At 37.3% G+C, this 24,274-nt stretch carries 21 protein-coding genes and 1 tRNA gene; 12 read left to right on the top strand and 10 right to left on the bottom strand.

The features are described 5' to 3' along the window. Positions 1–5: 5 nt before the first annotated feature. Positions 6–842: a M48 family metallopeptidase gene (locus tag SJY44_RS03175; protein WP_396591251.1), complete on the bottom strand. Its 837-nt coding sequence runs from the start codon at positions 840–842 to the stop codon at positions 6–8. 146 nt (positions 843–988) lie between these two features. On the opposite strand from SJY44_RS03175, the gene SJY44_RS03170 reads away from it, so the two are divergent. Beyond that, positions 989–1,411 carry a DoxX family protein gene (locus SJY44_RS03170; RefSeq protein ID WP_396591250.1) on the top strand — a complete coding sequence of 141 codons (423 nt, stop codon included), beginning with the start codon at positions 989–991 and terminating at the stop codon, positions 1,409–1,411. Positions 1,412–1,449: 38 nt separating this feature from the next. Here the strand turns inward: SJY44_RS03170 and SJY44_RS03165 are convergent, their stop codons facing one another. The 4 genes from SJY44_RS03165 to SJY44_RS03150 all read right to left on the bottom strand — a co-directional run bounded on the left by SJY44_RS03165 (position 1,450) and on the right by SJY44_RS03150 (position 5,466). After that, positions 1,450–3,453 (bottom strand): MBL fold metallo-hydrolase, encoded by a 2,004-nt coding sequence (locus SJY44_RS03165; protein WP_396591249.1) that lies wholly within the window; start codon positions 3,451–3,453, stop codon positions 1,450–1,452. Between the two features lie 47 nt (positions 3,454–3,500). Next, positions 3,501–4,397, bottom strand: a complete 897-nt coding sequence (locus SJY44_RS03160; RefSeq protein WP_396591248.1) for an alpha/beta fold hydrolase — start codon at positions 4,395–4,397, stop codon at positions 3,501–3,503. Between the two features lie 63 nt (positions 4,398–4,460). Then, positions 4,461–4,862: a MarR family winged helix-turn-helix transcriptional regulator gene (locus SJY44_RS03155; RefSeq protein ID WP_396591247.1), complete on the bottom strand. Its 402-nt coding sequence runs from the start codon at positions 4,860–4,862 to the stop codon at positions 4,461–4,463. Positions 4,863–5,004: 142 nt separating this feature from the next. Next, positions 5,005–5,466 (bottom strand): hypothetical protein, encoded by a 462-nt coding sequence (locus SJY44_RS03150; protein ID WP_396591246.1) that lies wholly within the window; start codon positions 5,464–5,466, stop codon positions 5,005–5,007. 240 nt (positions 5,467–5,706) lie between these two features. On the opposite strand from SJY44_RS03150, the gene SJY44_RS03145 reads away from it, so the two are divergent. After that, positions 5,707–6,102, top strand: coding sequence for an antibiotic biosynthesis monooxygenase family protein (locus SJY44_RS03145; protein WP_396591245.1), 396 nt, complete (start codon positions 5,707–5,709; stop codon positions 6,100–6,102). Positions 6,103–6,298: 196 nt separating this feature from the next. Then, positions 6,299–6,709 carry an EthD family reductase gene (locus tag SJY44_RS03140; protein WP_396591244.1) on the top strand — a complete coding sequence of 137 codons (411 nt, stop codon included), beginning with the start codon at positions 6,299–6,301 and terminating at the stop codon, positions 6,707–6,709. Positions 6,710–6,849: 140 nt separating this feature from the next. Here SJY44_RS03140 and SJY44_RS03135 read toward each other — a convergent pair. Together SJY44_RS03135 and mce are read right to left on the bottom strand one after the other, a co-directional pair. Then, a tRNA-Ile gene (locus SJY44_RS03135) sits at positions 6,850–6,923 on the bottom strand. 60 nt (positions 6,924–6,983) lie between these two features. Beyond that, positions 6,984–7,391 carry a methylmalonyl-CoA epimerase gene (gene mce / locus SJY44_RS03130; RefSeq protein ID WP_396591243.1) on the bottom strand — a complete coding sequence of 136 codons (408 nt, stop codon included), beginning with the start codon at positions 7,389–7,391 and terminating at the stop codon, positions 6,984–6,986. 119 nt (positions 7,392–7,510) lie between these two features. Here mce and rbfA point away from each other — a divergent pair, with 119 nt between their 5' ends. After that, entirely contained in the window at positions 7,511–7,903 is a 393-nt protein-coding gene (gene rbfA, locus SJY44_RS03125) for a 30S ribosome-binding factor RbfA (RefSeq protein ID WP_298924845.1), read from the top strand. Positions 7,904–7,905: 2 nt separating this feature from the next. Next, on the top strand, positions 7,906–9,117 hold the full coding sequence (locus tag SJY44_RS03120; RefSeq protein ID WP_396591242.1) for an ABC transporter permease: 1,212 nt from the start codon (positions 7,906–7,908) through the stop codon (positions 9,115–9,117). Here SJY44_RS03120 and dusB read toward each other — a convergent pair. Further along, on the bottom strand, positions 9,114–10,106 hold the full coding sequence (gene dusB / locus SJY44_RS03115; RefSeq protein WP_396591241.1) for a tRNA dihydrouridine synthase DusB: 993 nt from the start codon (positions 10,104–10,106) through the stop codon (positions 9,114–9,116). The two genes, SJY44_RS03120 and dusB, sit on opposite strands and share 4 nt — an antisense overlap. Before the next feature lie 51 nt (positions 10,107–10,157). Further along, entirely contained in the window at positions 10,158–12,575 is a 2,418-nt protein-coding gene (locus SJY44_RS03110; protein WP_396591240.1) for a TonB-dependent receptor domain-containing protein, read from the bottom strand. A 155-nt stretch (positions 12,576–12,730) separates the two neighbouring features. On the opposite strand from SJY44_RS03110, the gene lepA reads away from it, so the two are divergent. From lepA to SJY44_RS03085, 5 genes are all read left to right on the top strand, one after another. Beyond that, positions 12,731–14,527: a translation elongation factor 4 gene (lepA, locus tag SJY44_RS03105; RefSeq protein WP_396591239.1), complete on the top strand. Its 1,797-nt coding sequence runs from the start codon at positions 12,731–12,733 to the stop codon at positions 14,525–14,527. A gap of 178 nt (positions 14,528–14,705) precedes the next feature. Beyond that, on the top strand, positions 14,706–15,350 hold the full coding sequence (locus SJY44_RS03100; RefSeq protein ID WP_298923528.1) for a response regulator transcription factor: 645 nt from the start codon (positions 14,706–14,708) through the stop codon (positions 15,348–15,350). Continuing rightward, a complete protein-coding gene (locus SJY44_RS03095; RefSeq protein WP_396591238.1) occupies positions 15,331–17,181 on the top strand; it encodes a 7TM diverse intracellular signaling domain-containing protein in 1,851 nt (616 codons plus the stop codon). The genes SJY44_RS03100 and SJY44_RS03095 overlap by 20 nt, the downstream gene beginning before the upstream one ends. Positions 17,182–17,251: 70 nt before the next feature. Then, the gene (locus tag SJY44_RS03090) at positions 17,252–18,538 is read left to right on the top strand and encodes a hypothetical protein (protein WP_396591237.1); all 1,287 of its coding nucleotides are present in this window, start codon (positions 17,252–17,254) and stop codon (positions 18,536–18,538) included. An 84-nt stretch (positions 18,539–18,622) separates the two neighbouring features. Then, positions 18,623–19,189: a hypothetical protein gene (locus SJY44_RS03085; protein WP_298923523.1), complete on the top strand. Its 567-nt coding sequence runs from the start codon at positions 18,623–18,625 to the stop codon at positions 19,187–19,189. A 24-nt stretch (positions 19,190–19,213) separates the two neighbouring features. On the opposite strand, the gene SJY44_RS03080 is transcribed toward SJY44_RS03085, so the two are convergent. After that, complete coding sequence (locus tag SJY44_RS03080; protein ID WP_298923521.1) at positions 19,214–21,040, bottom strand: sodium:proton antiporter; 1,827 nt, start codon at positions 21,038–21,040, stop codon at positions 19,214–19,216. A gap of 121 nt (positions 21,041–21,161) precedes the next feature. Here SJY44_RS03080 and SJY44_RS03075 point away from each other — a divergent pair, with 121 nt between their 5' ends. Next, positions 21,162–22,016, top strand: a complete 855-nt coding sequence (locus tag SJY44_RS03075; RefSeq protein WP_396591236.1) for a universal stress protein — start codon at positions 21,162–21,164, stop codon at positions 22,014–22,016. Beyond that, positions 22,013–24,235: a SulP family inorganic anion transporter gene (locus SJY44_RS03070; RefSeq protein WP_396591235.1), complete on the top strand. Its 2,223-nt coding sequence runs from the start codon at positions 22,013–22,015 to the stop codon at positions 24,233–24,235. The genes SJY44_RS03075 and SJY44_RS03070 overlap by 4 nt, the downstream gene beginning before the upstream one ends. Positions 24,236–24,274: the final 39 nt, after the last annotated feature.

Genomic DNA, 24,274 nt, shown 5'->3' with positions numbered 1-24,274 from the left:
AGTTGCTATTGACGGTTAACAATATATTGTTCGATGCATTTTTTTCTGTGTTCTGCAAATGGATGGGTGGAAGTCAGTTTTTTGATTAAATCTTGCTTCTGATATTTCCCAAGCTTTTTGAAGAAATCAGCAAACTTATTTACATCATACCCTGCGTTGCGTGCTAGTTCAAAACCATGTTTATCAGATTCATACTCATCTATTTGATCAAACGGTGGAGAGAAAGTGCTGTTCAGGCCTTTGGCAATATCACCAAAGATTTGCACTCGTGTTCTATTTGACAAGTCTGCGGACAGTGTTAGCTTGGTTACTTTTCTTTGCGTATGTAGTTTGTCTTCATGAGCCACCTCATGGCCTATTATAAAGGCCAGCTCATCATAGGAGTCCACAAAATCTATTAAACCGGTAGTAATGTAAAGGTATCCTCCAAGTGTAGCAAATGCGTTTATTTCATCCGATTTTAAAATACTCAAACGGTATGTAACATCTTTCCGATTAACATATTTGGTCAGGTTTTTCAGTATCTCTTCTGCTTTGGGGTATATACTATGCCCATTATCTATTTTACCCAACACTTTATATTGATTGTAGATATCCCTGCCAATGGTACTCTTAGAATCACTTGTAACCAAAAGCATCGCATCCAACCAATTATTTTCAAACTGCTTAATAATAAATGCTGGCCCATCAAATGCATGCCCACAATCTTTTAGCACAGTTGCTTGTTCCATTTTAGCCTGGTAATCGCTCACTATTTCATCAATTGCGGACTGTGGTAATTCTTGAGAGGTCACGACCTGTAATCCCAAGAAAATCACTAATATTAGTTTGGTTTGGCTCATCTTGTTTTATCGTATATAACCAAAAATAGAAAATGTCATCTTTCAAATACATTTTTTAGAAATAAATGAAGCGTTTTCTTCCTTTCAGGATGTGGAATTGTTATAACTTTCAGCTTAAACAAACATCAATTTAAATCAAACAAAAAATGAACACAAAGTATATAAAAGTTTTCTTGAGGATTGCATTAGCCGTAGGTTTTCTTTCTGCTTGTGCGGATAGGTTTGGAATGTGGGACGCAGCGATTTCTGCATGGGGCAACTGGAACAGTTTTGTTGAGTACACCCAACTCTTAAACCCTTGGGTTCCCGGTCAGATGATTTCTTTTGTCGCCGTTGCCGCAACATTTTTAGAAATCCTCTTTGGCCTTTCTCTATTGCTCGGTTTTAAAACCAAGTTCTTTGCTCAACTGAGTGGGGTGCTTTTACTGCTTTTTGGTCTATCTATGACGTTTTCAACGGGAATAAAAGGTCCCTTGGACTATTCTGTATTTACGGCATCTGCTGCTGCATTTGCACTAAGTACCATGAGTTCCAAATACCTGGAATTGGATAAAGTTTTAGGAAGCTAAATCAAAATTTGCTTTCTTGGCATTATCCAATGCTTTTTCTATTCTTTTGAAATTGGATGGTGTTCCTTCCCAATTATTTCTGTGTAGGTCACAAATTTAAAGGGGTCAAAAAACTGCACAGAACTTCGCAATCGGTCGGCTGCTTCTTCCTTTAAATTAGTAATTTTCGTGTTTGCTGGATACCTGCTTTCGGCGGCTATTGCCATCTGCAGTGCCAATTCGTTATCTCCGTTATCAATCATTTTTTTTAGGGCCTTTACCACCTGATTTCCCGAGAGACCCAAATACAACTGCAAAAATCGACCTCGCTCTACTGAGGTGATAACATCAAGCCCTTCAGGATCTTTTCCACTGACTTCTTCTTGCCATATACCCACCATATGATCCGCAGTTCTCGCTATGATATGGTCTCTAGGTGAGAGATAGCTGATGAAAATTTCTGGGTGGTTTTGTAGTCCTGGAGGAATCAAATTGAGTCGTATAATATCTTTAGAAGAATAGCCATTCCTTAAATGTTTTTTCGTTTCATTTACAAGCCATTTAAAAGCATCCCGATATGCGCTTAATTGTTCAGTGTTTTTATACAGTATGGTTATTCCCACGTGACCATGTAAAATATATTTAGGGTTAAGGTCAAGTGCGGTGTCCATTACTTCCAGGGCTTCATTAATGAAGCCTTCTTCCGTCCAAGGTTCTCCATAAAAGGGCATGAGTGCATCACCCATAAAGACCAATTCAAGTTCAGGAAAATAAAATAGAAGTGCGTCTTCAGTTTCGCCTCCTGTAACAGGGATAAGCTTTACTTTAGACTGACCAATGTGAATCTCGCTTATTGAATCTACAATTGCATCTGGCTTGTATTCACTAACCCAACTGTCTTTAAAGTTGACGCCTCTGAATTGAGTATAACTATGGTTTTTTAGTATACGATTCACCGTTCCTTGAAAATTTTCGCGCCCGTAAAGCGTTATTCCCGGACCTAAGGATTTTAAATAAGTATGCCCCCCAATATGGTCCCAATGAGCGTGTGTGATCAAACCGGTGGTCAATGGAGGTAAGTCAGGATATTGCTCCAATAAGAACTCATATCCCTCCTTGTAACTATATGGTTGGGTTCCAGCATCAATGGACAATAGTTCTTGCCCATTTTTGGAGACCACAAAATGCAGGTCCGAAAATCCAAACCCTCTTACTGCAAAGACTCTATTAGGAATAACCTCTTCTATCCATGGAGTCGGGGCAAACAAAAGACCTTTCTCTTTGGTAGTGGAAAACCAACCCGAGAATAACATTTTTGGTTCATAGTCTGTATAGCCGCTTTGAACCAAATAGCTTTTTGCCAATTCCATCTCACCTTCTTCCGCATATAGTTTAGCTAGGTAGTGATATACTTCACGATAAAAGCCCGGTGTGGGTTCTAGTTCTGGACGATTTGTCAACCATAGAAGTTCTTCAAGGGCTTCTTCCTTTTTATCAAAAAACCAAGGCACTTGTGCATAGATAATGCCAGATACCCAATGAACCAAAGGATTGTTTTGAGACAGATTTTGGGCTTCTTCCAAAACCTTGAACGTTTCTTTTACCCAGCCCATTCGTATAAAAAGGGAAACATTATCAGCATAACTTGCCCGCAAAAGGGCATAGGCCGATAGGTAATTAGACCTAACTTCACCCGACATTTGAAAACGAAACCTTTCAAGTATGTTTTCAAAATAACGAATACCATAATTCTGCTGATTGGTAGCTATGTAAGCATTCGCTAGAAGGAATATGGGGTTGGGGTCCTGACTTGGGCCGTAAGACAATACCACTTCATAAAAAGCAATATCAGAATGAAAACTACGGTCATTTTCATGTTGTTTAAAAGCAACAAAATCCTTGGAGGGATGCAGTGATTTGCTAAGTGCTACAATAGAAGTATTCTGTTCAATGTGTAAATTCTCAACATAAGGCTCCACAGCTGTTTTTGTCTCCACAGTATTACAAGACATAATAATGCTAGTAATCAAAACTGAGAGGTAAATCAATAATTTTGTTTTCATGATTTTATGTATTTGGTTGTATATACAACATTTACTTTGTAAAAAAGCTACTCATTTATCGTTGTGCTTTGAATGGGTTCCGTTGTTAAAAACTCATAAGTAAGCTTGAGTAAAGCTTCAGGCTTATCCATATGTACAAAATGTCCCGAGTCTTCTATAATTTCCAGATGCGCATTGGGCAGTTTTTCTACCAAAAGCGCTCCAAGTTTAACATTGATAAAACGGTCATGCCTTCCCCAGATAACCAATACAGGTTGTTGAATTTCATGTATTCTGCTTTCTAAATAAGCTTGTCCTGGCGCATTGTTTTGGAAGTAGGATAAAAAAGCATTCTGAGTTGATATTTTATAACCATCTGCCAGGAATTCCTCTTGAACTTCTTTGGGTATATTGTTGCCTTTGTAAAACCCTTTTTGGTAAGCAATCTTGGCGGAAATTTTTGGGAACCATTTAATCAGTGCTTTTGCCGTAATGGAGTTTTTGCGCCCAAAGCTTCTCAACTCCCATGAAGAATAAGCCGTAGTAGGAAATGGGATTCCATCCATTACCACCATCTGGCCAATTTGTTCAGGGTTTTCTGCCCCCATGATCAAAGCAGGAGTAAATCCAATGTCCGTTGCTATAATATGCGCATACTGAATTTTAAGCGTATCTAGAAAATCCATACCTATAGCGGCAAAAGTGCGCGGGTTGTGATCCTTCAGATTGGTAAAGGCATCACTGCCTCCAAAACCGGGCCAGTCAATAGCTAAAACATGATAGCGCTTTGACAATGATGGTGCAATGTCATACCATGCATATAAGTTTTCAGGAACCCCATGTAACAGCAGGATTGTTGGGTTGTCACTGTTGCCCAGTTCAGCATAACGGATATTCAGTCCAAATCTTTGAATACACAACTTCTTGGTGTCCAGTAATTTAGAATTTTCTTGATTTGTTTTCATTGTGTTTATTTTAAGGTTAATCATTAATAATATGTTGTATATACAACTTTACTCATAAATTTTTTAATGCATTCTACTTTCCAGCATGTTAAGACTCTTCATTCCATCCGCTTGTATTTGTTCTACGAGGACATCCATTGCCTTTTCCCATTGCGGGATAAGTACTTTTACTAAATCCAAACCCTGTGTGGTCAGTTCAACCTCAGGTCTATATTCTGTGGTACGCAGTAATAGGTTTTGCTTTTCCAGAAGTTTAATATTTCTACTTACGGTGGATCGTTCTAGACAAAGTACTTCTCCCACTTTTCCCTGCTCAACCCTGCCCAGTTCGTGTAAGGTAAACAGGATGGTCATTTGGTTTTCGGTGATTTTATGGTCCCCCAAAAAACTTCTAATATGCCCGTCAGCTATTCGGGATAAACGCCTTATCCTAGAGCCTATACACTGTTCTAGTTGATACTTCATGAGACAAAGGTACACATATAAGTTGTATATGCAACATGTTTAATTGTTAATTAACAAAATAGCTCGTGTCTTTTCAAAGGAACTTCTATTTGTATATCTTTTATTTGAACCTTTAATTTACGTTGTTCTTCTTTGGAAAACATCATTTTTTGGCATACCATTTAATTGCAAATGGAACCAAATTGTGTCCTATAATTTCACCCGTTACAACGTTTCGCATCATGGTATCAGATTTTCCATTGGTTGCCGCCATTAATGACCATTCCAGATTTTCTTTAAACGTGATGGTTTGCAAGTCAAAATCGGGTGTTTGGCCTGTAATTGCATCAATCTGTGCGAATACTACGGAATCGCTTAAAACAGTTAGGAATTTAGCATCTGCAAAGTGCTCCACTTTTTTGGTTTTATCATTTGCACTTGGAGCAGACCAATAAATCCTTATTTCTTCTCCCTTCCTTACTGCTTCAATCAGTATCTCAATATCTCCTTCAATCGTATTTCCAACCTCATCATTATGATAAACCAGTTCCCAATTGTCCTTATCCTGAGCAAAACCACTCAATGACAGGATCAACAATGATGCTAATAAGATGAATTTATTCATTTTGTTTCTTTATAATTTTGCCTTTTTTCAAGCCAATAGGCATTGTTTACTATAGTTATTTCAGAAAGACCGTCCTCCAGGTTACACCTCAAATTCCATTATAAAATTTTAGGCAAGTGTAAAATAACCATATTTTGACAAGTTGTCGGCACTTTCAAGAAATGGTAAAGGAAAACCCGTTTTTTACGTTGGTTTTCCTTACCTTTTTATTTGGGTATTTATATCCAGATATAAAAAAAGATGGGCAATTACATCGATTATAGTCCATATTTGGGGTATAAGGATGTAAAATACATCCTTATAAACACCTTAGATTTAATATTGAACAAGATGATAGTCAGAATATTTAAGGCAATAATACCAACTGAATTACACATTGAATTTGAAATTAAGTTTAAAGAAATCTCTGTTCCCGTAGTTAAAAACTACAAAGGATTAATTTCGCTTGAAATAGGTCGACCTACTAAATGGAATCCGCAGGAATTTATTATGATTTCACAATGGGAAACTGAAAAGGATTTGATTGAATTTGCTGGACAAAATTGGAATCAGGCCCATATTCCAAAGGGAATGGAAAAATTTATCTCAGAGTGTTCCGTCTCGCACTATGAAAGTATCGTTCTAAATACAGCCTGATCTAAAAAACTAAACCTAGCAGTGGCTATAATCCATTGCGCGCGGATTTCCTAAACTGAAATCCGCGCTTATTTGTTAACTTCGAGCTATTGAGGAAAATCTTTGCGCACAAAACCACACTATTCTTATACAAGACTGTTATAACCAATACTAAATCAAAACATTAATTTTTAACCACCCATTAAATCTCAACTAAATGAAAACCAAAATCATCCTCTTAATTCTTGGCGCTACTGCGCTCTTTGCCAGTTGCCAGCAGAGTATAACAAGTGATACTTCCAAAAGTAAAAAGGGTATGGTCAAAGTGACGATATTATATCCGAACGGTGACGGGAAAACATTTGACATGAACTACTATTCCAATAAACACATGCCAATGGTGGCAAGTTTACTGGGCGACTCATTGAAGCTGTCAAAAATTGATAAAGGAATAGCGGGTAGGACTCCAGATGAACCAATTCCATATTTGGCTATTGGATATTTATACTTTGACAAGCTTTCGGCCTATCAAAATTCTTTCGGGCCAAATGCAGAAAAAATTGTGGGCGACATCCCAAATTATACCAATATTCAACCCGTTGTTCAAATTAGTGAGATATTGCAATAAACACGTAAGGGGCAGTTGTTTTTAATCCTGCATAATCTATAGCAGAGATGTTTGCAATAAAGGGAAAGTAAGGACCTTAAAAAATGTCTCTCTTTGTCCTCATAAAAATAAAAAACCTCCCAATATTGGAGGTTTTTTTGTGGTCCCACATGGGCTCGAACCATGGACCCCCTGATTATGAGTCAGGTGCTCTAACCAGCTGAGCTATAGGACCTGCAATTTTGCGGATGCAATATTACTATTTATTTCTCTTCATAGCAAGGTTTTAACGCCCCTACATCGCTTTTATTTCTTGACAAAGCTCTACCAAAACACCATTTGTTCCCTTTGGGTGCAAAAATGCCACCAATTTGTTGTCCGCTCCTTTTTTTGGAATTTCATTTAAAACCGTAAAGCCTTCTTCCTTTAATCTATTGATTTCTGACACAATATCATCAACGGCAAAGGCAATGTGATGAACCCCTTCTCCTTTCTTTTCCAAAAATTTTGCAATGGGACTATCTTCATTTGTAGCTTCCAACAATTCTATCTTGTTTGGACCAGATTTAAAAAAAGAAGTCTTTACTCCTTCTGATGCCACCTCCTCCATTTTGTAATGAGGTACTCCTAAAAGCTTTTCAAACAGTACGTTAGCGTCTTTCAGGTTTTTAACCGCAATGCCAATATGCTCTATTTTTTTCATTGTATGATGGGTTTTATTGCATCTACTATTATGCTAATGTCTCTAACATTCTTCAAAATTACGCACTGTAAGCTAATCATATCATGAGGTTAGTCATTAATTCCATTATTTTTGCAGGTATGGAAACACAAAGGCAAAAGAAAATTGCAGGAATCATCCAAAAGGATATCGCTGATATTTTACAGCGTGCTGCTACTGATGGAGGGCTAAAAGGAACGCTGATTTCGGTTTCCAAGGTTTATGTTACCACTGATTTATCCATAGCCAAAGTTTATGTAAGTATTTTTCCAAACAAAAGTGCTGGTGAATTACTTGAAGGCATGAAATCTAACCAACCTCTTATTAAACACGATTTGGCACAACGCACAAAAAACCAATTGCGTCGTGTTCCTGAACTCAGTTTTTATTTAGACGATTCTTTGGAGTACATTGATAAGATTGAAAAATCACTCAAAGGAGAGGAAAATCCTATTGAAAATAGGGACTTGCTTGACAAACGAAAGAAATCCTGATTTTGAACTTTCCTTTTTATATCGCAAAACGCTACCTACGTTCCAAAAGCAGTCAAAATGCGGTTAACATTATTAATTTTATAACCTTTCTGGTAATTGTAATTGGGTCTGCCGCACTTTTTGTGGTGCTCTCCGCATTTGCTGGGCTAAAAACCTTTAGTCTTTCCTTCACCAATACTTTTGATCCAGATTTAAAAGCATTGCCCATTTCGGGAAAGTATTTTTCTGTTTCTCCTGAAGAAGAAATTGCATTAGGTAATGTTGCTGGACTAGCAAACTACTCCAAGGAACTTGAAGAAAGGGCATACCTCACCTTTAGAGAAAAGAGCTGTATTGCCTTTATCAAAGGAATAGATTCTCAATACCGCTCTGTAACTGGGGTGGATAGCACCTTATATTTTGGCAATTGGGGGGTTACAGAGTATAATGGTGTTATGGGAATCGGTATTTACAATTTACTTGGTGTTCCCTTAGATAATTATCAAACACCTATGACCGTATTGGTTCCAAAACCAGGCAAAGGTTCTCTATCTCAACAAGGTTTAAACGCTACAAAACCATATAATGAGTTGCCCATTGTTGTAAGTGGGGTTTATGCGGTGGAAGAAAATCTAGATAAAAAGTATGTTTTTGCCCATCTTCCTTTAGTTCAGGCCCTTTTAGAAAAAGATAGTACCCAAATTTCCGGCATAAACTTTAAACTGAATGGTCAAATTCCTATTGAAGACATTAAGACTTCAATAAAAAAGATTTTAGGGGATAAGGTCTTAGTGCTTGACCGACAAGAACAGAATAGCACGCTGTACAGAATGCTCAATACGGAGAATTTAGCGACCTATTTAATTTTTACCCTTGTATTGATCATAGCCCTTTTTAATGTTGTTGGAGCCATTATCATGATGATTTTAGATAAGCAGCAAAACTCTAAGACATTATTTAGTCTAGGGGCCACCATAAAAGAATTGCGAACCATTTACTTTACGCAAGGCCTTTTGGTGACTTCGCTTGGTGGGCTTATCGGTGTGTTAATCGGTTCGTTGTTGATTGGTTCTCAGTTAGCCTTTGGTTGGCTCAAAATAACCCCTTCATTATCCTATCCTGTTGAATATGATGTAGTGAATGTTTTTGTGGTGTTGGCTACAATTGTTGTACTTGGTTTTATCTCTTCAAAAATCGCTAGCAGTAGAATTTCTAGAAAATTAATTGATGCCTAAGCAAACTGAAAACCCCCAAACTTTTCCAAGACCTCATCAAAAGCAGCAAAAACATCAGCAGATTCATCGCTAGTAACCATTTTCATTCGATAATCCTTAAAATGTGGTATTCCTTTAAAATAGTTGGTATAATGCCTTCTTGTTTCAAAAACCCCAAGTTTTTCTCCCTTCCAGTCAATGGCCATCTGTAAATGTCTTCTAGCTGCATCTACCCGTTCTTCCATAGTTGGAGGTTCTATATGGATTCCTGTTTTAAAAAAATGTTTTACCGCAGCAAAGAACCATGGGTTTCCTATACTGGCTCGGCCAATCATAGCTCCATCCAGTCCAAATTCGTCCCTCATTTTAACCGCTGCTTCCGGTGTATCAATATCCCCATTTCCAAAAACGGGAATATGCATTCTGGCGTTGTTTTTTACTTGTGAAATTGGCTTCCAATCTGCATCTCCCTTATACATTTGAACCCTTGTTCGTCCATGAATAGCAATGGCTTTGATACCAACATCCTGTAACCGTTCGGCAACCTCAACAATTTTAATGGAATCACTGTCCCAACCTAATCTAGTTTTTACAGTAACGGGTAATTTGGTTCTTTTTACTATCTCCTCCGTCAATTTTACCATTAACGGAATATCTCTTAATATCCCTGCACCTGCATTTTTGCTGACCACTTTTTTTACGGGACAACCAAAGTTAATGTCAATAATATCTGGGTTGGATTTCTCCACAATATCAGTGGCTTGAAGCATAGAATCTAACTCCGCTCCAAATATTTGAATGCCTACCGGACGTTCTTTTTCATAAATATCCAACTTCATGGTGCTTTTGGCAGCATCCCTGATAAGTCCTTCCGAAGAAATAAATTCTGTGTACACTACATCTGCGCCTTGCTCTTTGCACAAAGCTCGAAAAGGAGGGTCGCTAACATCTTCCATGGGGGCAAGAAGTAGCGGAAAATCAGGAAGTTCTATATCTCCAATTTTAGGCAAACCGTGAATTTTTTGGATTGCAAAAGTACAAAATATAAGAAAATCAGTTCTTTATTCCAGTTCTAGTCTTTCCCGCTCCTTTTTGTCAATTTCTTTCTGATTATCCTCCAGCCTAAAGTTTCCGAAGTTATAGGTGAAACCTACTCTTATAAATTGTGATTCTGGGCGTCTTCTATAAAAATTATCTTGGTTTAGATATCTAGAGCTATAGGTAGGAATATACCGTTCCAAAATATCTTCTGCCGCAATTGAGACAATCGCTCTATTGTTGAATAAGGATTTTCTTAGTCCCAATGTCAAATTCAACTGTTCGTCGGACACGTAGGATCCAAATAGGAATTTGGAAATATAGGTCATGGTCAGCTCTCCTGTAAATGTGCCATCTTTAGAAAGCGTTAAATAGTTTGCCAAATAACCATAAACGCCGTCCACCTCATTGGTAAATTGTTGGTTATTGCTCTCAACGGCCAAAAAAGTTTCCTCCTCATGAAATAATGAAACGTATGCATAAAGGAACCAAAACGGCATTATACCTTTGCTAACCGTAAAATCCAATCCATAGGATTTGCTTCCTAAAACATTTTGCTTCAGCTCAACCAAGGTTTGATTGGTGTTATTTTGAAAAACCAAATCAGCAATGTTTTTGCCATTATCTCTATAATACACATCAAAGAAAAATTCACTGTTGAAGGTGTAGTTGAGATTGAAGTTGTTACTAAAACTTGGTTTAAGCCCTGGATTTCCTTCTTCAAAATCATTTTCATTGAAGAAGAACCTAAATGGGTTTAAATCATTGTATTTTGGCCTATCTACGTTTCTTCCATAGTCAAAAGAAAAGCTATGCTTGTCCGAAGGAGAATATAGTACATAAAGGGAAGGGAAGGGTTCAAAAAAATCTTGGGTGTTTACTTCATTTAAGGTCAGTGATGTTCCTGTTGCTTCGGTTAGTTCTCCCCTTAGCCCCATTTTCATTGACCATTTTTCCCAGTTTTTAACGAAACTAAAATATGCCGCATACACATTCTCATCATAGGTATAATTGTCGGACAAAGAAGCGTCTACTTGGTCATCTGCTCCAACAAAGTTGAAAAAATCAATATTACTTTCCGAAGCAATAGATGAAATTTTAAGACCCGTCTCTATGGATGCATTTCCTATCGGTGATGAATAATCGGCCTGGCCCGTAAAAATTTGAATGTCTTGCTGAGAATCCGTATCAAAACCAAAGTTTCTAAGAAAATTGCCATTATCATCAAAATAAATGGAACTAAGGTTTTGTTCCGTTTTTCCGTCATAGTATGTGTAATGCCCATTTAAAGAAAATCTTGCTCCAAGTTTCTTTAATTTATGCACATATGTTAAGTCAAACGCCAAATTGGTATTGTCAAGATCGGTATTGTTTTGTGTAATAAAGGTAGAATCCAACTGATTTTGTCCATTTCTTATTTCATTACTTAATATATTTTCTCTTTCTTGATTTGGATTGAAAGCAAGATTAGATGTCAGGTTTAAGCTATTTTGATCATCAAAATCATAATCCAAAATCAAGTTTGCATTGTGCGCTTTTGAACGATCTGTCTGATTGTATTGTGTATTCCATCTGGAAAATATCAAATCCGAATCGTCAATAAAATTAATTCCCTTATCTGTTTTTCGAAGCTCTTTTTTAGGGTTGATAGTATAATTGGCAAACAGATTTAGCTTGTCCGTTTTAAAATAATGACTTGTTCCTATGCTATACTTTGGAAACACCGCCTGAGTATAACTTCCATTAACACTTCCTTTGTATCCGGGAATTACATTTTTGGCAGTAACTATATTTAAAATGGGTCCACCCTCTGCCTCATATCTTGCGGGTGGGTTCGCAATTACTTCAATAGATTTTATTGCAGTTCCCGAAAGGCCATCCAATAAATCTTTCACTTCTTGCCCGGATAATTGCACTTTTCTATCATTAAGATATACTGTTGCGCTTTGCCCTCTTATCTGCAGTTCCTCCTGATTAACAATTACACCTGGAGTACTTTTAAGTATGTCCCAGGAACTACCTTGAGAAATAACCGTATTTTCAATCGAAAAGACCAGTCTGTCTGCCAATCTTTGTAATGTTGGTCTTTTCGCGGTTACCACAACTTCCTCCAAGTCGGTCGTGCCCAATGGAATTATCAACGCCCCCAAGGATACATCTTTAGCAATGTCCAATGCGCGAGGCTCTGACCCTATTCCAACATAACTGGCTTGAAGTAAATACAAATTCGGTTTTACTTCCGTAAGCACAAAAAGCCCATTGTCATCAGCAGATGTCCCTTTTACAAAAGTGGAGTCTGATGCTTGTAGAAGTAAAATATTGGCATAAGGGATGGTTTTGTTTTCGCTATTCACAACCTTTCCCTTTATCTCATAAATTTGCCCAGATAAGCTTTTGGACATTAAAAACACTATAAAAAAGATATAGGTGAAGTGTTTCATTTACTATTTGGGTTGAATATCAAATCTAAGAAAATATTTTAGAGCGATAGAAATGGCTCAGTTTTCATATTTGCAAAAAAGCCACATCTAGGTATTGAAAAGACCTATATTTGCAGTTGCTTACATGCCCTCATTTTTGCTGAGCAAGAGTTGTTATGAAGAACATCAGAAATTTTTGCATTATTGCCCATATAGACCATGGTAAAAGTACTTTGGCTGACCGCTTGTTAGATTTTACAGGCTCCGTAACGGAACGTGAAAAACAAGACCAACTTTTAGATAGCATGGATTTGGAACGGGAGCGTGGTATCACCATAAAGAGCCATGCCATTCAAATGGAATATGAACATGAAGGAGAAGAGTATGTGCTTAACTTAATTGATACCCCAGGGCATGTTGATTTTTCCTATGAAGTTTCGCGCTCCATTGCAGCATGCGAAGGTGCTCTTTTAGTGGTTGATGCGGCACAGAGTATTCAAGCCCAGACTATTTCTAATCTCTACTTGGCTTTAGAAAACGATTTGGAAATCATCCCCGTACTCAATAAAGTGGATTTACCGAGTGCCAATCCAGAAGAAGTAACTGATGATATAGTGGATTTATTAGGATGCAAACCAGAAGAAGTAATTCCTGCCAGTGCAAAAACAGGTATAGGCATTAAAGAAATCCTTACCGCTATTATTGACCGTGTTCCTGCTCCAGAAGGAAACCTCGATGAATCCTTACAAGCCTTGGTTTTTGATTCTGTTTATAATCCTTTTAGGGGTGTAGAGACCTATTTTAGAGTTATTAACGGGGAGATTAAAAAAGGGCAAAAGATAAAATTTGTAGCTACTGGCAAAGACTATTTTGCTGATGAAATTGGAACCCTGAAGTTGAGTCAGGTTCCTAAAAACAAAATTTCTTCGGGCGATGTAGGATATTTGATTACAGGTATAAAAGACGCTCGCGAAGTAAAAGTAGGAGATACGATAACCGATGCCGTTAACCCTACCCAAAATCCCATTGATGGTTTTGAAGATGTAAAACCAATGGTGTTTGCTGGAATCTATCCCGTAGATACCGAAGATTTTGAAGAACTGCGTTCCTCTATGGAGAAACTACAGCTTAATGATGCCTCTTTGGTTTTTGCACCTGAAAGCAGTGCGGCCCTGGGGTTTGGTTTTCGTTGTGGGTTTTTGGGGATGCTTCATATGGAAATCATTCAAGAACGTTTGGAGCGTGAATTTAATATGACTGTAATCACCACAGTTCCAAACGTTAGTTATCATGCGTTTACCCGTAAAAATCCGGAAACGCCAATGATTGTAAATAACCCCGCTGACCTTCCGGACCCTTCATCCATAGATCGTGTTGAAGAACCTTATATTAAAGCTACCATTATTACTAAGTCCGATTTTGTTGGCAATGTAATGTCTTTATGTATAGAAAAAAGAGGGCAAATTACCAATCAAACATACTTAACTACGGAACGGGTAGAATTAAACTTTGATATGCCTTTAGCGGAAATTGTTTTCGATTTCTATGATCGCTTAAAAACAGTTTCTAAAGGATATGCCTCTTTTGATTATACGCCAATTGGCATGAGAACTTCTAAACTAGTGCGTGTAGATATTTTATTGAACGCACAGCCGGTAGATGCCCTTTCAGCACTAATACATGCAGATAACGCTGCCAATATTGGTAAAAAGATGTGTGAAAAGTTAAAAGAACTTATCCCAAGACAACAATTTGATATTCCAATACAAGCAGCTATTGGTGCTAAAATTATTTCCAGAGAAACTACCAAAGCTTTACGTAAAGATGTAACCGCTAAATGTTATGGTGGAGATATCTCGAGAAAGCGAAAATTATTGGAGAAACAGAAGAAAGGAAAAAAACGAATGCGTCAAGTGGGTAATGTAGAAGTGCCCCAAGAAGCATTTATGGCTGTTTTAAAATTGAATGATTAATTCAAATTAAGTATAAACACCCTTTTTTTATTTCACAATTCATTGCTACAAATTCTTTGTGGGATAGTTGTTCCCTTTCCATACTGCCTTAGTTGATATTGTATCTCACGGGAGGGAATGTCTCAAACAAATGGATGTAATATTATCTTTTGTACCTTACATCACAGAGTAGCCAAACGTGAATAACCAAACCAAAAGAATTCTTATTTGCGAGGACCATCAGATTGTTATTGATGGACTTCGGTCCATAATTCTTGATTTTCCTGAGTTTGATGTTGTTGACACCGCTAACAATTTTTCTGAATTACTCCCATCATTAAAAAAAAACAATCCCCATATTCTCCTATTGGATTTAAATCTTCCCCATAAAAACGGAATTGAAATTCTACAAGAGCTTAGGTTAAAGAAGAATCACGTAAAAGTGCTGATTCTCACCATGTACAATAAGAAAACCATTGTTAACAAGGTTTTTTCTGAAGGGGCCAATGGATTTTTGCTGAAAAACTGCTCCTCAGAAGATTTGCACAGTGCGCTTATCCATGTATCTGAAAACGATTCCTTTTATTATGGTGAGGGAGTTATAGAAACTAAAAAACAGAATGCTCTTATTGATGATGAGTTTTACAAGCGCATACGATTAACACAACGAGAAAAAGAAATAATAAAATATTTGTGCGATGGTAAAAAAGTTCCGGACATAGCCAACACCATGCATATAAGTCCGCTAACCGTTGAAACGCATAAAAAAAATATTTATAGAAAGCTTGGTGTTGACAGCAGTGTTAAATTAGTAACATTTGTTCATGAAAATCAATTGTTATAGGCATTTTTTCCTTTGGTTTTTGGCGTTTCAGCTTTGCCTGTTCGCCGTCCAGGCAAATGATACCATCGTTTTAAACACTTCTGTAATTCACAAAAACCTAAAAGATTTATCCGCGGTTTTTGTATCTGAAAATGAAATTTCCACTTTTTCCCTAAATTCTCAGAATGACTTTAACCCAGTTATAGATAATCGCTCATTTTTTTATTTTGACTTTGATGTGGTCAGTGCGTATTCCAAGTTTTCATTTAAAAATGATTCAAAAGCGCCTAGAGAAATTATCTTGTCTTTTTCCTATCCATTTTTGGAGGATGCAAAAGTCTACAAAGTTGTCAATAATAACTTGAAACTTGAGGGAAGCATAGGTATCAATACCTTGAAAAAAGCTGTAGAGCGGACTTGGAAGATATCAATACCGGTATTGCCAAATGAAACGGCTTCTTACTTTTTGGTCTTCAATAAATCCAAAGGTAAGCCCCTTGCTACCGATATCACACTTCAGGACAGAGATACGTATTACAATACAGGAACCTTTCAAAATATTGCTATAGGTGCATACCTTGGTTTAATCCTATTATCCCTTCTTTTCACAATTTTCATATTTGGTCTTATCAAACGTACAGTTTTTCTACTTTATGGTTTTTATCTTATTGTGCTCACAGTATTTATTGGTGCGTACCTTGGGTATACCAATGTCCTTCTACCTCCTAAGTCATTAGATGTAGGGCGAGCTATCTATGTAATCTCGATTGAGCTTTCCACTGCTGTTTTTATTTTGTTTGCACAACAAATTCTAATGGCCAAAACGTATTTGCCCAAACTCAAAAAAAGCGTTGAAATTGTAATCTTAATTCAATTTACATTTAGAATCTTTCTTCATTTCGCGGCAAACTCCTTGTATTCCAGCCAAGTAGAATTATTTATGAAACTATGGTATTTAACCATCCTGTTTTTAGTAATTGCCATAATTATCGAAATACTTACCTATCTAAAACATAACACAAAAGTTGGGTCCTACTTTGCTATTTCCTATTTGTTTATGACCATTGGTTCTATTTTATTGGTGCTGCACCACAGTTTTGGTCTTTTAAAGCTGTCTTTTTACGGTCTTCCTGGTATTTTTTATGCCTCAGTCATTGAAATCTGTTTCTTAACCACCGCTTTAACTATTGTTGTGGGTCAAGTTTATCAGGAGCGGAATACACTGGCCAACAAACTGGTATTGCAACAACAAAAATTTTTGAATGCTTTTGTGCAAGGCCAAGAAGAGGAACGGAAACGCGTGGGTGGCGAACTACATGACAATATCGGAAGTAAGATAGCGAACTTAAAAAGATTGTTCAGTTCAAAATATGCTGATGCAAAAATGCAAAAAGAATTCGATGATATTTGCGAAGATGTTAGAACGGTAGCCCATAGTATTACCCCTGCTGAGATTTCTTTGGTGGGCCTCTCCGGTGCCATTGACGAACTATTGGAAACCATTGAGAAAACAGAACAATTAGAGGTTAATTTCAACACTTTCCAGTTTCCTGAAAGCCTAAATGAGGATATTGCCACGCACCTATTCAGAATTATTCAGGAACTACTTCAAAATGTCATTAAACATGCCAATGCGTCAATGGTAGACATTCAATTGTTTGGGCATAAAAATTCTGTTACCCTCAGTTTTGAAGATGATGGGCAGGGAACTATCAAGAAAAATGATCCTTCAGGCCTTGGACTAAGAAACATTAGGTCAAGAGTCACCCAAATGAACGGTCAATTCCTTTTTGACTCCATTCAAGATAAAGGCACTTCGGTCTTGGTCATAATTCCTACAAAATATACCTGAGTTCTGGTATTGTTTCATGTGTTTCAAAATATTCTCTTTGGGTTATTAGTAGTTGCCAAACAAAAAAATTATGAAAGCCAATCGTATTATAGCTCTTTTTACTTTTTTAATGGGCCTATCCCTTCAAGCACAGGGACCTGAATTAAGTGCAGATTCAATAGTAACTTTTTTATTCAAAATGATTGATAAAGCCCCACCGGCCATCCCTAATAATGCTACATCCTGTAATCTTGCAGCAAAGATAAATCAAGAAGAAATTAGTCTCGGCTTCGTAATGGGAATGAGCCCAATAGGGAAAATGGATTATGGTCTTATAGCGTCGGATATGTTATTCAATCATCATTCATATCAATATATAGGATCTTATGATAGGGGCGAATTTGATTCTTTGCACGATAAATCTTTAAGCGCTTATGCTGAATCTAATGGTTTTATAGCATTTGTGAGCAATTTTGCAGGTAAGAACATGGCAGATTTGAATCCCGAAGAAGAAAAGGAGCTTAGAGGCCATTACGACTATATGAAGCGAAAACTTTCTAATAAAGCATCTCTCTGGGATCCTTTTTTTTCAGGGAAAATAGGAAGTTGTTCATTCGACACTAAACTTTTTCGGACCGTTAAGGAATTTAAATTTCCAAATGTCACCTTTGAATATAGCATTGAGTTTACTTCTAAAGAGTGTCCTTGTATTCCTGAGGGAGATGCCACTGAGATTAAAAATGCATTTTTCACAATTTCATGTACTTCCGTAGAATCCGTTCTTACAGATAGGCAAGGGCCTTTAGGAGACCCTATCAACCCCAGAATAGATATTATTAGTGAAGAGTGCTGCTCTGCTAAAAAAGAAGAAGAAAACTATTCAGCAAGAAATGATGCTAATGATGACATTGTTGCATTCGCATTCGATTACGATTGGGCAGGTGATGGTTTTTCTATTACCGTAGGCGGGGGCCCTACAATAGGTGATGAATCAGATTTCTTTGGATTTTCTTATAGTGGCGATCTAGGTTACCTGCATAAGGTTAGCGATAGGTTTCAAATAGGAGCAACTGCAGGTTATACAAGATATACAGGAAAAGAAACAGATTTTGGCTTTGAGACCGAGGGTGAAAGTTTTATTCCTATTAAGGCCAAAGCGAGTTATGGTTTAAGCAATGCTTTTGGTGTTGAAGCCGGTTTGGGGTATGCCATTTCTGCCAGTGAAGGAGGAGATGGGGGTCTTATATATAGCGCAGGGCCTTTTTGGAGACCTTTGAAAGCTGTTTTAATTGCCTTAAACTATGTAAATATTTCTTTTGGAGAAGGTAGTTTGGGCGCTTTAATGTTAAGCGGGCGGTTTTCTCTTTCAAAAAAATAACGCTTAACAATTATAACTTCCTAAAAACATATGCTTCAATCCATTAAAGTTCAAGTGATTATATATTAACCAAACTTCAACAAAATGAAAACTACAACCCGCAATTCCATTATTCTATTTAGTTTATTGTTCTTGGCATGTGTCATAGCTGCCAATGCCCAAAGAAAAGGGCAAAAAACGCAAGATGTTCCCATATCAGTTACCGCAATAAAAGCTGATGATTTGGAAAACTCATTTTATGCAGGATTAAGTTTAGGAGTAGCTTCTGGAAGTATCGGAGACGCCAGCTCCTTTACCTATGGCGTAGTTACTGGTTACTCTTTTAAAGTATCAAAATCTATTGGTATTGGGCCTGAAGTTGATTACACACACTTTGTTGGAAAAGATTGGGATGTAGGAGGTGTTACAATAGAAGGGGATGGTTTTGATTTTGCCAGTATTAGTGCCGCGTTCACTTATAATGTAAATGATTATCTAGGAGCTAGTGCAAATGTTGGATACGGTACCTATTTAGAGGAAAATTCAGATTTTGAAGGCTACTTTGCTGTTGGACTTAGGTGGGATCCCATACCAGGACTAACCATTAGACCTGAAATTTCTTTCGGAGATGAGAACGAACAGTATAGAGTTAGGGTTTATCGTACATTTTAAGCTTTGTCAAATGGAGGTTTAGTGTTAATCTATATCAAACATCTTTCCTAGATAGACCAGTTTATGTCCCTCTCCATTAGGAGTAAAGTCTTTGCTGTTAGCCGGGATTATTTGGATACTCCCATCTGGCGATTTGGTAAATACTGGAATAATGTCACTGTCCTTTTGAGTAATGTCAATAAGACCATCATAATGTTGCTTGTCCTTTAGACTAATTTCATGGATTGCAGGATATTTGCGCACAGCATCCATTAATTTCATGAAGTCATCATTATGAGAAAAAAGACCTTCTTCTGGATTGTTTTCCGGGTTGTTCATCTCTTCAGTGTTCACTAATCTAAATGCTCCATTTTCACCAAATTGCTTTTTAAACTTATCAATTGCAAATTTGTTAATATCCGAATTTCCTGTCAGCGCCATCAAATAGCCCATGTCGTTCAATTCAATATTATCAGCCAAGGAGTCCGAATAAATATTGGCCGTCATTGCCTCCAAGCCCAAGCTTTGTGCCTTTTCTACATTGGTTTGGTTGTTATCAATAAGCACAACATGCCTATTGTTTTTCTTCAGGTAGCTACCTATTAATCTTGATACTTTGGAAGCGCCAATAATTAATATTCCTTCGGACTTGGTCAAAAATACTCCTATCAATTTTGCAAAAAGTCTAGCTGTTGTTGCATTTAGAAGTACCGTGCCTAAAACAATCATAAAAACCAAAGGTGTAATATATTCGGCGCCAGGCACTCCTTTTGCCAACAACTTGGATCCAAATAAAGAGGCTATACCTGCAGCAACAATACCTCTTGGGCCAACCCAGCCTATAAATAGTTTCTCCTTGAGTTTTAATCCCGACCCATGTGCGCTTAGGAAAACGCCAAGCGGTCTGATTATGAAAACAATTACAGCAAAAAGTGCAACGGTATTCCAATTAAAAATTAACTCCATATCGCTAACGTTGATATTTGCCGCTAGCAAGATGAAAAGAATAGATATCAATAAAACACTTAAAGATTCTTTGAAGTAAAGCAACTCTTTAAGGTTTGGAAGGTTCATATTACCCATGACCATCCCCATAACAACCACAGCTAGAAGTCCAGATTCGTGTGCAAAAACATCCGACTCCACAAATACAAGAAGCACAACGGAAAGCGATACTACGTTCATTAAATAATGTGGAATCAAATCCTTTTTAATGGCAAAAGCCAAAGCATGGGCAAACGTAAACCCAAAGGTGGTTCCAAAAAGCAAAATCTTACCAAATTCAACTAAGGCCGTTTGTGTAAAAGCACTGCCCTCTCCTACGCTGATAAACTCAAATACCAATACTGCAACTAAAGCCCCTATTGGATCTATAAGAATTCCTTCCCATTTTAAAACAGCAGAAACATCCTTTTTAAGTGGAATGTTTCTAAGAATTGGCGTTATCACAGTAGGCCCTGTGACAATTATCAAAGCAGAAAAAAGAAATGAGATTTGCCAAGTAAGTCCAAAAATATAATGCGCTGCAACTCCTGCGCCAAAAAAGGTGACAATAGAACCTATCGTAATCAACTTTGTGATAACTGGGCCAACGTTTTTAATTTCAGCCCGTTTTAGGGTAAGTCCTCCTTCAAATAGGATAATACTAATGGCCAAAGAAACAAAGTAATACAAACCATCTCCTGGAAAAAGTCCATTTTCTCCATTCCATATAGGTTCAATAAGTTTTGCTCCATCTTCCGTGTACAAGGTTGCAATTGGGCCCACCAAGAGGCCAATTAAAATAAGAGGTAAAATTGCGGGCAATTTAAAACGCCACGCCACCCATTGTGCAATAATTCCAAGAATGATTATTCCTGCAAGTTCAAGCATTGCTTTAGTTTTCTTGAAATTTACTGTTTTTCTTTCATATTTTAACTAATATGGAAGGGCAGTTCTGCTCTTTATACATTATGTGCTATATTGGTGTTCCATCTTACTAAAAATAGTGTCTTTGAACAACCCGTTTAAAACAGTTTTATTTGGATTTGCTTTTTCACCCACCTTGAAAATCAATGTGTTGGAAACTTCAAGGATTGCCCATTTTTTTGAAGCAAAACTCATTTTGCTTCACGTAGGCAGTAAGTCTGAAGAAAAAGAGCGGAAAATCCATGAAATTCTGTCGCATATTGAGCACAAGAGCCTTGAGATTTCCATTCAATGGAAAACTGGAAAGCCTGATGAGGTTTTATTGGAAACTTGTCAGAGTTCTGGCATAGACCTTCTTATTCTTGGAGCGGTTCAACATGAGAACCTTTATCAGTTTTATGTTGGCTCCATTGCTAGAAAACTAACCCGCAAAGTTTGTTGTTCTGTCTTGCTGCTTATAAAACCTTCCGAAGAAAGAGTTCCATGCAAACATGTAGTGGTTAATGGGTTGGAGGATGAAGAAACCCCTTTCGCTATCTCCAATGCCTTTTATGTTTCCCATGCATTAGGCGCTAAACAGCTTACCATTGTTGAGGAAATTAGGCAAAAGGAAGTGGCGGTTGATGTAGAAGATGATAAATCCTTAAAAAGAGTAACCATATTAAAAGAAAGATTAAAAAATAGAGAGGATTCCAGAATTAGAAAAATTCTAAAATCCATTCCAAAAGAATTTTTGGAAGAATTAAAAATAAAGACCCAAAGTATCTTCGGAAAAAGAGGGTATTCCATAGGTCATTATGCTGAAGTTGTTCGTGCCGATTTATTGGTAATGAATGCTCCAAAAAAAATAGGGGTAATGGATCGAATTTTCCCGCATGATATTGAATATATTTTGTCTGATTTACCAACCGACCTTCTAATTGTTAGAAAAACCAATTGACGCCGAAAACAAACCATACCAATACATTTATTAAGGAACTGCCAAAGAACTTTTTTTCAGGTTTTGTGGTGTCCTTAATTGCGCTTCCCTTAGGGCTAGGTTTGGCCATTGCAAGTGATGCTCCACCCATTTCAGGAATTATTGCGGCTATTGTTGGGGGTGTTGTAGTTGCCGTAATAGGTGGCTCCAATGTTACTATCACCGGCCCAGGAAATGGCTTGGTCATTGTTCTTTTAGGGGCAATTACAACATTGGGGGTAGGAGACTTATACCAAGGGTATCTGTTTACCCTTGCAGCCATTGTAATTTCTGGAATATTGATGTTGCTTCTCGGTTTTTTAAAAATGGGAAGGTTAGCTGACTTTTTTCCAGCCTCTGCCATTGAGGGTATGCTCGCTGCTATTGGTTGGGGCATTTTTGCAAAGCAGTTTCATATTATGATCGGGCATAACAATGAGCACGGCAGCATTGTAAAATTGCTCGCTCAAATTCCAAGCGGATTAACTGATCTGGTTCAAAACGGCACCATCGAAGAAATGGTGGCGGCTGGGATTGGTATTATCAGTCTCTTAATCATGATTTTCTATTCAAAAATTCGGAATCCATACTTTCAGTTGATTCCCGCTCCTATGTGGATATTGATTCTTTCCGTTGGTTTCAGTTACTCTTTTGGATGGTTGAACCTTCCTTTCCCTATGGACTCATCATACCTTATTTCCATACCAGAGAATGTGCTGTCCAATCTTGCCTTTCCTGATTTTTCAAAAGCACTGCAAAAGGAATTTATTGTTAGCGTATTCGCCATTACACTTATTGCCAGCATAGAATCTCTTTTAAGCATAAAGGCAGTGGACAAACTAGATTCGCAAAGTAGAAGGTCAAATGTGAACAAAGATTTAAAGGCTCTGGGACTGGCTACTTCTTTGAGTGGCCTGGTAGGAGGGCTTAATGTGGTTACTGTTATTGCTAGAAGCTCGGTAAACGTAAACAATGGCGCCACCAACAGGTCTGCCAATTTTTTTCATGCTTTCTTTCTTGTTGTTTTTATTTTGTTGTTTCAAGAGCAGCTCAAAAAAATTCCATTAGCAGCACTTGCCGCTATTTTGGTATATACAGGTTATAAATTGGCCACGCCCAAAACCTTTCGCAAAGTGGCAAAAATTGGCAAAGAGCAAATAGCCATTTTCTTGGCTACTTTGCTGACCACACTTTTCACCAATTTAATTACAGGAATAAGTGTTGGTATTTTATCTACAATGGTCATTCATATGATCATCAATAAAAGTTCAATCTTATTCTTGACCAATGTCTTCAAGCCCAACGTACTCTTGTTTCAAGAGCATGAGGAGAAAACATATTATGTAAACGTAAAGTACTTCTGTAGTTTTCTCAATTTTTACAGACTAAAAAACAAGTTGGATGCCGTACCAGAGGACCAAAACGTAATCATAGATTTTTCCGTCTGTAGTTTTGTGGATCACACCGTTATGGAGGGGTTGGAAAACTATATGGACACCTTTTTAAAAAAGGGCGGAAGTATAGAGGTCATTGGGTTGGATAAGCATGGTGCGGATTCCAAGCACCCCTTTGCAATAAGAAAAATACTGCCTCTAGAAACTCTAAGGCCCATAGAAAAGTACTTTACTCGAAGACAAGCTAGCCTAAAAGCAACCGCGCTTGAATATGACTGGTCCTATGAAGCTAAGAAAAGCATTAAAACAAAGTTTTTATCAAGCTTTATCTTTTTTAAAACGCGGGAAATAAGTTATTTCTATAATAAACTTATTGATGAAAAAGATAATTGTTCCGTCTTTGATGTTGAATTTACCGAGGGGGCATTTGTAGCAAAAGAAGTGGTGAAAACAACTGTTATGTACATTGCCCTTCCTGATCAACTCCCAGTCTTTTCTTTAGATAAAGAAGGTCTCTTGGAACGAATTTATAAGCTGGCAGGCTTTAAAGATATTTCCATTAAGAACCACCCTGACTTTAACCGTCGTTTTTTTCTTAGCGGCGAAAAAAAGACAGAAATACAAGCTTTGTTCCATGATGATCTTATCTTCTTCCTAGAGAGCAATCCATATTATCATGTTGAATCAAATGGCAATTCGTTATTAATCCTAAAAAAAGAACGTTTGTTGAGTGTTCAAGAAATAAAGGCCATGATTTATTTTGGACAACAGCTTCAAACACTACTAAAGTATTCATTGGTGGTTTAATTTTGTTAAAATAGGGCTAATAAACATGTGTTTATTAAC

This window comes from Allomuricauda sp. R78024 (assembly GCF_044596045.1).
Lineage (GTDB): Bacteria > Bacteroidota > Bacteroidia > Flavobacteriales > Flavobacteriaceae > Flagellimonas.
Note: the sequence above shows the minus strand (reverse complement) of the source record. Positions and strands in the feature narration are given on the sequence as shown.